Genomic DNA, 12853 nt, shown 5'->3' with positions numbered 1-12853 from the left:
ATTATCATGGAAAAAGAAATCGTATATACCGAGCATCCCCGTACGGGTGGCCTAGATTTACTCAAACGCATCTCTTGGAGTGCGGTCTTTGCCGGAGTGCTGGTCGCCATTGTCACCCAAATGCTGCTTACCCTGCTGGGTCTGGGCATCGGTCTGGGAACCATCGACCCCCTCCAGGAGCGCAACCCCACGGCGGGTCTGGGCATGGGCAGTGCCATCTGGTATATTATCAGTAGTTTACTCTCGCTGTTTGTGGGCGGCTGGATCGCCGGTCGGCTAGCCAGCGCCCCCCGTTTGTTCGATGGTATCATTCACGGGGTGCTGACTTGGTGTCTGGTGACGCTACTGACCATTTATTTTCTGACCACAACCATCGGCAGTATTATCGGCGGAGCGGGCAAGCTGGTCGGTGGGCTGGTGAGTACCGCTGGAACGGCGGTGGCTTCGGCCGCGCCTGGCATTGGTAACGCGGTCCAGGGACAGCTTAAAGCCAATGGCATTGACACGGAAAATATGGACCTGGGTGACTTGAAAGAACAGGTCAACCAGCTACTGCGCCAGACGGGCGATCCGAATCTGAATCCCAATACGCTGGAAGCCAAAGCGGACCGGGCCACTGATCAGACCAAAGCCGCGGCTGGTCGGGCGGCTTCAAATCCCCAGGCGGCTGATGATGTTGCCAGTGGCTTGTTTAGCCGCCTGTTTAAGCAGGGTCAGGCCACGGTTAACAGCGTAGACAAAGAAGATGCGGTCAATGTCGTGATGAAACGCACGGGTAAATCCCGGACTGAAGCCGAGCAAACGGTCGATAGCTGGATCAAGACCTATCAGCAGGCCAGCGTCAAATTTGAGCAGGCCAAGAAAGAAGCCGAAGTGAAAGCTCGTCAGGTAGCCGATGAGGCGGCTTCGGCTGCTTCGAAAGGGGCCATCTTTGGATTTATCGGGTTATTGATTGGGGTGGTGGCTGCGGGTTACGGAGCCAAAATGGGCACCGACTCGAAGGATGATTATTCTACCTATGATCGCCCGGTGGGGTCGATTCGGTAAGCCACTTACTGAACTGGTGAAGCGATGGCGCTTATCGGACCGGGCCTCCCGGTTCGGTAAGCGCCCTACCAACCAAGTCCTGTTTTTTAACAAAAGTTCGTGTTTATTTTTTCTACCGTTTAGCCTAATGTTATCCCTCGCTGATACGACCGACTTACTCGATCAGACCACCCGCCACTTGATGGGCGAGTCTGGACCACTCACGCCTCAGGCGGGTGTCGCCCTGATTGATTCATGGCTGGAGCCCCTTCAGGCGGGTGAGAACACCCGGCCACTCGCCGACCAGTTAACAGCCTTGAAGGCCTTACTGGAAGCGAGTCCGCTTCAACCCGAAGCGGTGCAAACGGCCATGAGTCCAGTAGCTGACGAGCTTTCTCTACTCGCTACCGACATGGGCGGGGAAGGGGAAATGCCGGCCCTGCTGGAAGGACTCTCATCGGCCATGCGGCAAGCCGCCAATAGCTCAAAAGCGGATACGTCGAAGTCCGACTTAAAATAGTACCGATACGTGCCAAGCAATTTGGTCTGTTTCCTTAAGGACGTATAATTCTAACCGTTATATCTTTTTTACCCCCATGAATTCACCCAACGAGCGTACTTCATCAACTGGCGGTTTCACGCCGTCAACAACGGATGGTGCTTTCTCGGAAACACGACGAATCCCGCTACTCGAAGAACGGCTCCAGGTTACGACCCAACTAGTCGAAACGGGCCGGGTAAGGCTGCGTAAAACCGTTCACCAAACCGATGAAACGGTCACCATCCCGCTGCTTAGTGAGGGCTACATCGTCGAGCGAACGGCCATTAATGCCTATGTGGACGAGCTGCCCGCTACTCGCCAGGAAGGGCAGACGACTATTTATCCCGTGGTGAAAGAAGTGCTGGTCGTGCAGAAACGGCTTCTGCTCATCGAAGAAATTTGGGTAACCAGCCAGCAAACTCAAATTCAGGACACCCAGACCGTTCGGCTACGCCGGGAAGAGATGACCGTCGAGCGGACGCCTGCTACCTCCGAACGTCCGGCCTAGTCAAGAGGCCTTCGTTAATAAATCAATTTTAATCTTACCGCAAACCGTAGTAAACCCCAAAACAACACATGGCACACACAGTAATTGGCATTTTTGATAATGCTTCCGAAGCCCAAACGGCCGTTGACCAGTTAGTTAGTAACGGCTTCAGCCGCAGTAACATCGATCTGTCAGCCGGCACGGGCAGCGCGGCTACGGGCTCCGATGCGCTTATCCCGGATCGGCATGTGAACACGTCCGGTACCCGGAGCGAAGAACTCGTCGATGATACCAAAGACGTGGGCAGCAGCGTAGGTGGTTTCTTTAGTTCACTGTTTGGCAGCGATGACGACGAGGATACTAAAAAGTATTCGACCGTTGGTGGTCGCGGCTCGATTGTGACCGTGCATGCGGACACGGATGAACAGGCCGAACAAGCCGCTGATATTCTAGATGAAGCCGGGGCCGTGGACGTCAACGAACGGGCTACCGAGTATGGGTATAGCAGCCCAACGCCAACCGCAGCGTTGGGTACTGATGGCGATCAAACCATCAAAGTAATCGAGGAGAATCTAGAAGTGGGCAAGCGGACGGTTGAAACGGGTGGGGTGCGTCTGCGCAGTCGGATTGTGGCCAAGCCCGTCGAAGAAAGCATCCGCCTGCGGGAAGAGCGGGTTACGGTGAACCGCACCACGGTGAACCGGCCCGCCACGGCGGCCGATCTGAACGCTTTCCAGGAAGGCGAAATTAGCCTGACTGAACACGCCGAAGTACCGGTGGTATCCAAAACGGCGAATGTCGTAGAGGAAATCTCGGTGGACAAAGCCGTTACCGAACGCCAGGAAGTAATCCGGGATACAGTTCGCAAAACCGAAGTCGATGTGGAGAATCTGGGCACAACGGACCAATCGATTCGTCCAGCCGGCACGGATTCGGATGAGGTGACCTATTCGACCAAGTAACCCCCCTGCTCGGGCAGACTGAAACGGGCTGTTTTAGCAAACAGCCCGTTTCAGTCTGCCCGGCCAAGTTAATCAATTGCTACCGAGATGGGTAAAAAACCGTTGTCTGACGGGCTGGACAAAAAAATCAATTTCCCTTGCCAGGCCAATCAGGATACTACCTGGGCAACTGATCCGGCCAATCCCTTGGCTAGTCAAACCGGCTCTATTCAAAAAGGAGACACCATCTGGTTGCAGACGGAACGGTTTGGCAGCGGGCCAGGCTGGCAAGTTGCCCGACTAGCCGATCATCGGGTTTGCTTTGTACAGCCCCCTCATTTCGATTCGCTAAATCCCTGATCTTTTGGGATGGGTGGAGGCAGACCTACCCGCTATTTTAAACCCCAGTACTCATTTTCTTACCCTTACTTCTATGAGCAATAGCATACTCGACCACCTGCGATCTACGTTTACTCCGACGGCAGTTAGCGAGCTGTCCCGCGCCCTGGGCGAAGCCCCGGGCCCCACCCAAAAAGCGCTCGATGGCCTGCTGCCCGCTGTGACGGCTGGGGTCATCAACCGGACCACCGGTCAGCAGGGGGCTACCCAGTTGTATCAGTTACTGCGTGATACGCCCTTTGCGCAAGATCCCACTCTGAGCCAGCTGGTTAACGTTGGGGATCATCGCCAGAAAGCGGCGGAATCCGGCAATGGCCTTTTCAAGCAACTTTATCCGGACCAGCCCAACCGATTGGCCGAAGCAACAGCGCAGTACAGTGGGGTTAGCCTGGGATCGGCCGGTACGCTGTCGGGGCTGGTCATGTCGGTCTTAATGGGCTTCTTACACCAGCAATTCACCAGCCGATCGCTGATGCAGGCCCAACTCACGGCGCTGCTCCTGGGTGAAACCGATTCGGCTCGGTTGGCGATTCCAACGGGGTTCGCGGCTCTTTTGGGCTGGCTCTTGGGTGCACCCCGGCCCGTAAGCACTATTCCCCTGCGAACGGAAACAATCCCCCCCGCTTCCCGCGACGATCACCCCGCTGGTACGGTTTGGTGGCGGTGGCTGCTGGGAGCCCTGGCGTTACTGGCGCTGTTGTTTCTGTTACTACGCGGTTATAAGGGCGACAAAACCCAACCGATGAGCGAATCAAGTTCTTCAGTAGCCTCTGACACCGTTGCCAGTGATCTGGACGGCAATGGACCCGAGGTCCGAGTGGCCATTGATTTGCCCGGTGGTCGAAAACTGAGCGTTGTTGAGCATTCGTTTACCGATAGCTTAGCCCGCTATCTAGCGGCTACCGGTCGTCAGGCCCCTCGCGTGTTTAACTTTGATAATTTGACCTTTGAGACCGATTCGGCCCGTATTACGGCCCAGGCTCGTTCCCACGTGGACGATCTGATCCAGATCATGCAGGCCTATCCTAATCTTCAAATCCGTATCGAGGGTAATACCGATAGTACGGGCGGTGAGGCCATCAATGATCCCTTATCGGGGGAACGGGCCGACATGGTCAAGCAGGCACTGATTCAGGGCGGCATTGCGGCTGGCCGGGTGAGAACCCGGGAGCGGGGGGACACCAAACCCGTGGCCAGTAACCAGACCGCAGCCGGTCGTCAGAAGAACCGTCGAATCGATGTGGTCATTACGAAGCTCTAACGGATCAGACAGTGGCTACAACTCCCAAACGACTACTATTTAGTTGAGAAAGGTGACCACCAACACGACCCAGGTTTATTTTTTCAGTAGCCCTTGCCAATGGCAAGGGCTACTGAATCAAGGTCGGCTGGACTGCTCTAGTCAGAATGGTAAACCTATACCCCTGCCCCTATGAACAAACTAATCGTCCTGTTGCTTCTGTGGCCCCTACTGGGTAGCAGCCAGGCTACAACGAGTGTCCGGTTGGTGAAGCCTTTTAAGCCCAATCATACCAATTAGGCTAGAAGAGACATGATTCGATCAGGACTGTTTTAGTCTGGATGCCCGATGAGCCCGGAACCAAGTATTGCATTGGGTAGTGAATAAGAGTAGTAAAGCAATTAGCGACATGAGCGTCGAGATGAAATCGATTACGGTCGCTCCGGGATGCAGCCGATAAGCCGTCGGAAAGGCCGTCAGGGAGCTAAGCAACCCCAATATGATAACCCCTGCCAGACCATACCGAGCCCCGTTAACACCCCGATGAACCAGGCGCAGCAGGCCATAGACCAGCACCGCTCCCAGGAGCACGCCCACCACGCTGCCAACCGAATAACTGCCTGAAAAAGCAAAGCCCAACAATTCGATGCCTACACAAAGCACCACCAGACGCAGGGCATTTAACAGATTGGTCGGACGGCGCTTGAGAGGTTGCATTGTGAAGCACGGTGGAATAGTCCGTTGTAGAGATAACCCCCTACGACCGATTTAGTTACGTTTTTTTAATTAGCCACTTCCATTGACTGGAGCAAATTATACCGAATTGATTACCGCTCTCAGGCAGCAGTGCTTAGCAGGTGCTCGATCCAGTTGTTAACAACAACCGAATGCGATGAAACTCAACGAACGAATTGACCGTCACGTAGTGGGTACAACCCTTAACCCCGTTTTAGTCAAAGGATTTTTTCAAACACCTCCCCATTACTATCAGTGGGGTCTGTCTCACCAGATCGACCAACGCTCATTAGACCAGCTCAACGCCACCGACCTGTTTGAATTTTACCTACGGTTTTACCTAACGAGTCGCCATAAGACCCTACAAGCCGTTTTACGAGAAGTTCGTGTTTTTGCTCAGAAAGATGCCAACGCAGCTCACCATCTGATTGTGTATTCCCTGGAGGATACTCGCCAACATCTACTCAGCCTGGAATGGTATGAACTACTCCCGCGCCTAGAACTGGCTAAGGAGCACGCTTTAGCCTTGGCGCCTGACGTGGCGGATCAGCTACGCCCACGGATCATTGGCTGTTTAGAAGCGTCCTATTAATGAATTAATAAGGCGTAAGTTCGTAGTAAGTAGGTAAGTGTAAACAAGTCATTTATGCGCAAGTCGCCCAAAACAGTACGAGCCGTATGGCTCCTGGGAGCCGGTCTATTATTGGTCTTGTTGATTGGTTCCCTGGTTAAGTACGAGATCTTAGCAATAGTCAACCGGGCGAAGGTGCAGTCTTCAGTGTGTATCTTCCCGCGTAACTAACCAAATGCGACGGGTGGTTCGTAGGTCCGATGCTCGATTCACTTACCGGGTGTGTTCCTCCTGGGAAGGAACTACAGTAAACCATAAGCCATAAAATTCAATCCGGTTAACGCGCTATCGAATATCAATACATGAGTATTAGCATGTCAAAGTCGTACCTACCTGATAGTGCTGGATATCCTGACAGAACTGAGCTTTCAGCTGCTTTAAAGCGGCCCTTACCCGGGTCTTCACCGTACCCACCGGAAGTTTTAGTATGGCTGCCGCCTCCTGACTGGTGAGTCCCTTATAGTACATCAACTGAATCACGGCCCGATAATCAGGCTTCAGGGAGCTTGTCAGAGAGCCCTTCAGCGGCCCCTCGATCAGATCAGGCAGAACTGTGGGTTCGGACCGATCAGACTGGTAGGCGCCCGCTTTTGAGTGTACTTTGCGGCTCCGTAATTCATCCAGCGCCACGTTCCGGGTGATGGTCAGCAGCCAGGTGAACAACCGACCCTGGGCGGGGTCATAGTGCTGGCGGTTCAACCAGATCTTGATAAAGGCATCCTGGAGTAAATCTTCGGCCCGTGCTGGATCCTTAATCAGCCGCAGCAGCACGCCGTACAGTGCCGGCGCATAAGCCGTATAGAGTCGGGAGAAATCAGCTGACTGCTGATTTTGTAGCGCCTCAACAAGTTTTTCTTCCGTAGACGAAGTAACGGTCATATTGACTGGGTGAAAATGGTATTGAACCAAATCAGTTAGCCATCAAGGGCTGGGACTCTACCAAGTGAGGTTCAGTCCAGGGGGCTAGGCAAATCCGCTCCCTTCATGGCTATACGGGAGCGGACAGACCAGAAGACGTTTTATCTACTTGAAGGCATTGCGTAGCTGGGTAGCGGCCAGTTCCTGGGCCTGCTGAGCCTGGGGCACGATGGCATACATACCGAAAAACTCATGAGTGGCCCCCGTAAACAGCTGATAAGTCACCTGGACCCCCACCGACTGAAGTTTATCCCGCAGTTGCATGCCTTCACTTTGCAGCGGGTCAATCTCAGCTCCGATAATGGTGGTGGGTGGCAAGCCGGTCAGGTTGGCCACATCCACCAGGGAAATCAGGGGGCTGTCCCCATCAGCGGGTGAATTGAAGTAATTGCTAGTGAAATACTGGACCAACGGACGATTCAATGGCTTGGCATTGGCGTAATGATTATAAGAAGGCGTATTAAGGTCGTTGTTCGCCACCGGGAACACCGATAAGATATGGATCGGCAACCCAATGTTCTGGTCACGCGCCATCATACTTACTGTAATGGCCATATTGCCTCCGGCACTTTCACCCGCCACCGCTACTTTATCCGGATTGCCCTTCAGGCTGGCGGCATTCTGCTTAACCCATTTATAGGCGGCAAAGGCATCTTCATGAGCTGTCGGAAATTTATTCTCCGGAGCGAGTCGATAATCGACCGAAACCACGATGGCTCCGGTCTCTTCAGCTAAGGCCAGTGTTGAGTATTCATACACTTCGGGACTAGCAATTACCCAGCCGCCTCCGTGGTAGTACACAATGACGGGCCGGATTCCCGACACATTATTGGGTTTGTAAACCACGATCCGAATGGGGGTCCCACCCGCTCCCGGAATCATTTGCTGGCTCACGGTAACATTGGCCGTAGGGCGGGGAATGTTGTTTTTATCGAGTAGCGAGTTAACCGCATCCTTGAAGGAGGGTTTCATTCGGGCCTGCTGGGGTGTTAACTCGTTAAGAGGGGTAGGACTAAGCCGACCCAGCTCTTCGATCACCGCCTGCATCTGGGGGCCAATGGTGGGACCCCAGTCGGGTTTGGGTCCGGTGGGTTGAATGATCTGACCGGGCTGGGGGAGGCGGTGATCCTGGCAGGCCAACAGGGTTAGGATAAACAGGTAAGCGAGTAGGGTTTGACGCAGACTCGGTTTTTTGGAGATGTTGAACATGGATCTTGATGTATGTTCTTAGTGTAACTGAAGGCTACGCATCTGGTTGCAAAAAATTTATTAAGCGAGTCAGTTATTTGAATTGATCCAATAGTTGGTACCATTGCACTCGTCGACTTGGAGATTTTTACAACGTATAAGCGAAGTGACCGTAGCCCGGACAGGGGATTTTACGGTCGGCCGTCGCCGTGCGAAATAGCAAAATTTCCGTAGCAACTAACTAGCAGTTACTACCCGGCTTTTATGGTTTGTCGGCAGACGCTCTTGTTTTTTGCTAAGCGGCAAGGGCTAATTAATCTCTGAGGTAGTGGCTGAATTATGTTGATGACTATTGCTCCCAGAAAAAAGCATGAATAACTTTAAAGCGTAAGTATGCCCCAATCAATGCTTGACGGCTTATCTATTCAGTACTTACGTTTGCTGATCAACACAGTTCACCCACTACCAACTATTTCATGTTGTGTATTCATTTATTACTTTGTATAAGCCTTGGTGTAGGTATAATCATCAAATGTTTGAGTTGATACGCCATTAGAATTTACTTTAGCATATTTTCCCAAATTGATAGTAATCCAGTCAGCCTTTCCTCTCATATAGACAATCTCGATAAGCCCATTAAGGTATACCTTTTTCGGGCATGGGCATGGCGTTCCCGATGGATGTACTGTTGTTAAATTACCGGGCTTTCCAAAAATCTTTTCTATTGCTTTCGGGCTTTTGCCGGCTATTTGATCCATATTAAACTCATATTTCATGGCATCTTTCACCAGTAATTTTGGAGTGGCAATTGTTTCTTTTACTTTTCCTGACTTTATTTCACCCTCAAAATCTTTTAACGTTTTATCATACTGTAATGACTCTACCAGCCGCTTAACCTGGGATTTTTGAAAATCTGATCCTTTGTACTTACGGGACACCTCGTTTATTTTGCTTTCAGTCCATTTTGAGGGCCTAGCCTCAACCTTCTCCGCCTCTTGATTCTTGGTAGTATTATTTGATTGGCAGGACTCTATGATAAACGAGGATAAAATTAAAGCTAGAAATAGGAATGGATTATACATAAGTCAATGTTAGGTTTTTGAATTGTGAAAGTAAAAAGTCAAGACAATCATCTTCGGGTCGATTGGGGTCGCTTTCAATGTTCATACCAGAGATGTTAGTGACCACATGATAAGGCCATTCTTAATCTTTTCGCATCACAAACCGTTGACTTAAATTTCTATCGGATAAATCTTTAAGTCGTATTTCCGCCTCTTCTAAAGTTAATTTTTCGCCATCTGGGGGAATAATGACTAGATCAGGAGTGAAACTGATAGCTTTAACCGGTACCTCCTTATCTCCCAGTATCCAATAAATAGTGTACATAATGAGCTCAGTAGTTGAGTTTTAAGGGTCAAAAAATCCCGGCCTGACTTCAAGTTGTCAACATTAGGGCGATAGGGCGCGGTAATACGTGGATTAGCTTATCCTTGACAGGCTGTCTTACCGAGCCGGATAATCTCTAAAGTAGTGAAGGCCATTTTTATACGCATAAGTGAAAGGTAGGAAGTAGGCGTGCACTTACTGCTTCAAACAACGACCGAGTTATTTAATGATAAGTAAACTATATCGGGTAAAAAGTATTTATTCCCTGAAGGTTGACCCGCTGACCGCATTCCTTATATTTATTGAAAACACCTCTCCATGAATCATACAACTCTTTTTCTGATTGCCGGGCTGTTGGCTCATGTGGCCCAGGCTCAAACCTTTAGGGCCTCTGCTACCAATTCCAAACTAGACTCCTTAGCCAAGCTGGCTCAACGTTTTACCAATAATAACCAGCCAGATTCGCTCTACGCCCTAATGGGAGATGACTTTAAAAAGGCAATCTCAATGAATAGGGTGAAACAAGTTCTGAGGGGGATCAACAAAGAAGCAGGGGAATGGATAAGTTTAGAATCGCAAGCCGTTACGGGTGGTGTTGCTCATTACAAAGCTGTGTTCAAATTAATGTCGTTCAATTTTTATATCAGTCAGGATAAGCAGGGTAAAATTTACACGTATTTATTTAAGCCCTTATGAAGGCCTCATAGCCCACTTAGACGCTTTGGCCTAAGGCCAAGTCCGTTTCAAATGATATCTTCAAATACTTTGCCGCCTTCAATAAAAAGAAACCTTACAACGTGATTCAAAGGTGTTTGACTTACAGAAACACCATCGCTACTTTCTCCAAAAGAGGGTAAGCAATGATGTTGCATGATAGTACACTTACTTACGACAAAAGACTGTAACTTCACTCTACGTCCTTTATCGTAAGTAAAGAACAACAAACCGAGATTGTAAATCACTCAGTGTGACCATGTATTACCGGGAGTATGAGCGGATGGAAGCTCGCTTGAGGAGTGCGAAAGGGAAGCGGCTGAAACGGCGTCGTAGTGCGGTGGTTGAGCCAGTCTTTGGTAGCTTACTGAATTACTTTGGGATGCGTCGATCTCCAGGCAAAGGAAAAGATAGTGCTCACAAGCGGATGGTGATGGCGGCAACAGCCTACAATCTCAAGAAGTGGCTATTGGCCAAGCGCTGGCCTAAAGTAATTACTCAGGTGTTGGCTTTGCAACCAGAGGGTTCTTTTTTTGCCTTTATGATACGGGTTACTTCAAGGTTTATCTCGTCCCAAAAGAGTTGTGCAACAGTCACATAAGTTGGTATGACTAATGCGTTTCAGCTGACTTCCTTTTCCGCCGTTGAGGGAGTCGAAAGGGTAAGTTGACCAGGCTACATAATTGCCCCTGGTTATCTACCATTAATAAGCGCTTATTAACGCTGTGCAATCGGAGTCTGAAACGTCTATATACCGTTTTATAAAATGATATAGATCAATCTTATTAATCAGGTGCTGACTGCCAGACAAGCCTGCTTTTAATTTACCCTGGCGAATAAAAGACCGAATTTTGCTTTCTTTTAAATCGAGTATTATAGCAACTTGCTGAACTGAGTACATAACAACTAAATACTTCTCTGTTATCGTTAGCAGGGGCCAATGCCTGAACGAATCATGGGGGTTAAGAGTAAACACTTTACGTTTATAAACGTATCTCAGGCCGGGAGCATTCCCTTTTATCAACAACGTCAAGAAATTAACGGTCACATCTGACCAGCCACTGAGCTACTGAAAGAGATGACAAAACGCTCTGAACAATATCGATTAAACGGCCGTTCACCCCCTACAATGAGACGTATACCCCCGGGTATAGTCTTAGGTGTGGATAGAATGATTAAGCCCGGCTGCGCTGCAACCGGGCTTATCTGTTGGTAATTACACATTAGGATAGAAGCAGTAAGGCATGCAAACAGTATGTATTAAACATAAGCTTGCTAATCTTACGCAGCCCACAGCGAAATAGATTTAAGTCAGTTCAAAAAAATATAACTATTCAGCGCGCAGTTCTCGTTGACCAATAAGTACTCCTGACCGTTTATGGCTTACTGACTTACTCAACCATAGACTTTTCGAGCCCAGCTCCTCCACTAGCCGGGCTTTTTTTTAGTCCGTAGCGTGTTGGCCAGTCTGTAGATAGGCGGTTACTTAGCAACAGTTGCCCTCCAGCCACTCGACCCGCAGCCGGGTGACAATCTGACCCAGTAGCCCGGCATTCAGGGGCTGGGTGATGAATTCAGTGGCCCCCAGTTGCTCAGCCCGCTGGCGGTCATGTTCTGCTTCCGACGTTGTTAGTATGACAATGGGCGTTGGTCGATACAGGGGATGATCCCGAAGCGTCTTAAGGGCTTCAAAGCCGTTGAGTAAAGGCATGTTTAGATCCAGGATGATTAGTTCCGGGATCGTCTCATACCGAGCCAGCGCATCCAGCAGATCCAGCCCATCCTGAGCAAAGACCAGTCGGCACCGGGGGCTGTGCTGAGCGAAAGCCAGCTTCAGCAGGAACCGATTATCCTCATCATCGTCGGCGATGAAGACGCAGGGTACGTATGTTGGTTCATGGTTAAGTTAGTACGGCGACAAAAAAGGTAACATGTTGTTAACAATGCAATAATACGTAAATCTTCCCGAAGTTACTTGGCTAAACAAGCTTGGTTTGAATCGAATTAAACAAATTGACCTTGTTTGGAATTAATTAAAACAACTGTCCTCTACAACTGGATACATGGGCTTACGATGAACACATTAAAACCTTGGGTTGCCTTGCTGGACGAGGACGAAGATGATTATATATTCTGGCAGCATGGATTTCGTAGCTGGGCGCAGCATTTAGACCTACATTGGTTTAGCTCGGTCACTGAGTTTCTGTCAGCGACTTCACTGGGCAATGACAAACCAGTAGCGTTGGTGATGGATGGGGTAATACCAAATGGGGAAGAGATGAAATGGCTCAGCACGCTGCTGCTTCATCCCAGCTGTCAGCAGGCTTGTCTGATTATGCTATCTGCGGAGGTGACTGAGGCGGAGCGAGCCGCTTATTTGCGACTGGGGGCTAGTGATCATTTACAGAAGCCTATGCATCTGGATGAATTACAGCTAGTTGTGTCAACCGTCAGCAGCCATATCGCTCGTAAAGTGAGTTTGCCGCCGAGTGAGTTGTGAAGGCGCTTCAGGCCTTCCATTGAGAACTCTACTGACAGAAATTCACAGCCAGATCAGTTTACTCATTGTTACAAATGCATGATTGATTAAATAGGTTGGTTTATAACACAGGTCAGTATTATTGCTTCATAGAGTAAATAAGGGTAA

General features: G+C 49.9%; 17 protein-coding genes. 10 read left to right on the top strand and 7 right to left on the bottom strand.

What is annotated here, in order from left to right; genetic code table 11:
• Positions 1-6 precede the first annotated feature (6 nt).
• From CWM47_RS36280 to CWM47_RS36255, 6 genes are all read left to right on the top strand, one after another.
• On the top strand, positions 7-1047 hold the full coding sequence (locus CWM47_RS36280; protein ID WP_100993368.1) for a YrzE family protein: 1041 nt from the start codon (positions 7-9) through the stop codon (positions 1045-1047).
• Positions 1048-1174: 127 nt separating this feature from the next.
• A complete protein-coding gene (locus CWM47_RS36275) occupies positions 1175-1546 on the top strand; it encodes a hypothetical protein (protein WP_157816185.1) in 372 nt (123 codons plus the stop codon).
• A gap of 76 nt (positions 1547-1622) precedes the next feature.
• Entirely contained in the window at positions 1623-2075 is a 453-nt protein-coding gene (locus tag CWM47_RS36270; RefSeq protein ID WP_100993366.1) for a YsnF/AvaK domain-containing protein, read from the top strand.
• 68 nt (positions 2076-2143) lie between these two features.
• Positions 2144-3016 carry a YsnF/AvaK domain-containing protein gene (locus tag CWM47_RS36265; protein WP_100993365.1) on the top strand — a complete coding sequence of 291 codons (873 nt, stop codon included), beginning with the start codon at positions 2144-2146 and terminating at the stop codon, positions 3014-3016.
• Positions 3017-3103: 87 nt separating this feature from the next.
• Positions 3104-3355, top strand: a complete 252-nt coding sequence (locus tag CWM47_RS36260; RefSeq protein ID WP_100993364.1) for a hypothetical protein — start codon at positions 3104-3106, stop codon at positions 3353-3355.
• 73 nt (positions 3356-3428) lie between these two features.
• Positions 3429-4655, top strand: a complete 1227-nt coding sequence (locus tag CWM47_RS36255; protein WP_100993363.1) for an OmpA family protein — start codon at positions 3429-3431, stop codon at positions 4653-4655.
• A 300-nt stretch (positions 4656-4955) separates the two neighbouring features.
• Here the strand turns inward: CWM47_RS36255 and CWM47_RS36250 are convergent, their stop codons facing one another.
• Positions 4956-5351: a hypothetical protein gene (locus CWM47_RS36250; protein ID WP_100993362.1), complete on the bottom strand. Its 396-nt coding sequence runs from the start codon at positions 5349-5351 to the stop codon at positions 4956-4958.
• Positions 5352-5526: 175 nt separating this feature from the next.
• Here CWM47_RS36250 and CWM47_RS36245 point away from each other — a divergent pair, with 175 nt between their 5' ends.
• Positions 5527-5961 (top strand): hypothetical protein, encoded by a 435-nt coding sequence (locus CWM47_RS36245; protein ID WP_100993361.1) that lies wholly within the window; start codon positions 5527-5529, stop codon positions 5959-5961.
• Between the two features lie 348 nt (positions 5962-6309).
• Here CWM47_RS36245 and CWM47_RS36240 read toward each other — a convergent pair whose 3' ends face one another.
• The 4 genes from CWM47_RS36240 to CWM47_RS39015 form a co-directional block, all read right to left on the bottom strand.
• A complete protein-coding gene (locus tag CWM47_RS36240) occupies positions 6310-6909 on the bottom strand; it encodes an RNA polymerase sigma factor (protein WP_240625630.1) in 600 nt (199 codons plus the stop codon).
• A gap of 114 nt (positions 6910-7023) precedes the next feature.
• Positions 7024-8127: an alpha/beta hydrolase gene (locus tag CWM47_RS36235; RefSeq protein WP_100993359.1), complete on the bottom strand. Its 1104-nt coding sequence runs from the start codon at positions 8125-8127 to the stop codon at positions 7024-7026.
• 473 nt (positions 8128-8600) lie between these two features.
• Positions 8601-9188: a hypothetical protein gene (locus tag CWM47_RS36230; RefSeq protein ID WP_100993358.1), complete on the bottom strand. Its 588-nt coding sequence runs from the start codon at positions 9186-9188 to the stop codon at positions 8601-8603.
• Between the two features lie 121 nt (positions 9189-9309).
• On the bottom strand, positions 9310-9492 hold the full coding sequence (locus CWM47_RS39015) for a hypothetical protein (RefSeq protein ID WP_100993357.1): 183 nt from the start codon (positions 9490-9492) through the stop codon (positions 9310-9312).
• A gap of 318 nt (positions 9493-9810) precedes the next feature.
• On the opposite strand from CWM47_RS39015, the gene CWM47_RS36220 reads away from it, so the two are divergent.
• Positions 9811-10188, top strand: a complete 378-nt coding sequence (locus tag CWM47_RS36220) for a hypothetical protein (RefSeq protein ID WP_100993356.1) — start codon at positions 9811-9813, stop codon at positions 10186-10188.
• A 271-nt stretch (positions 10189-10459) separates the two neighbouring features.
• Positions 10460-10807 carry a transposase gene (locus tag CWM47_RS36215; RefSeq protein ID WP_157816184.1) on the top strand — a complete coding sequence of 116 codons (348 nt, stop codon included), beginning with the start codon at positions 10460-10462 and terminating at the stop codon, positions 10805-10807.
• Positions 10808-10909: 102 nt separating this feature from the next.
• Here the strand turns inward: CWM47_RS36215 and CWM47_RS40535 are convergent, their stop codons facing one another.
• Positions 10910-11107 (bottom strand): helix-turn-helix domain-containing protein, encoded by a 198-nt coding sequence (locus CWM47_RS40535; RefSeq protein ID WP_100993354.1) that lies wholly within the window; start codon positions 11105-11107, stop codon positions 10910-10912.
• 585 nt (positions 11108-11692) lie between these two features.
• Entirely contained in the window at positions 11693-12076 is a 384-nt protein-coding gene (locus CWM47_RS36205; RefSeq protein ID WP_100993353.1) for a response regulator, read from the bottom strand.
• Between the two features lie 204 nt (positions 12077-12280).
• Between CWM47_RS36205 and CWM47_RS36200 the strand changes: the two genes are divergently transcribed.
• A complete protein-coding gene (locus CWM47_RS36200; protein ID WP_157816183.1) occupies positions 12281-12706 on the top strand; it encodes a response regulator in 426 nt (141 codons plus the stop codon).
• The last annotated feature ends 147 nt before the right edge of the window (positions 12707-12853 follow it).

It is taken from the genome of Spirosoma pollinicola (assembly GCF_002831565.1).
GTDB lineage: Bacteria > Bacteroidota > Bacteroidia > Cytophagales > Spirosomataceae > Spirosoma > Spirosoma pollinicola.
This window is presented reverse-complemented; position numbering and strand designations above follow the sequence as displayed.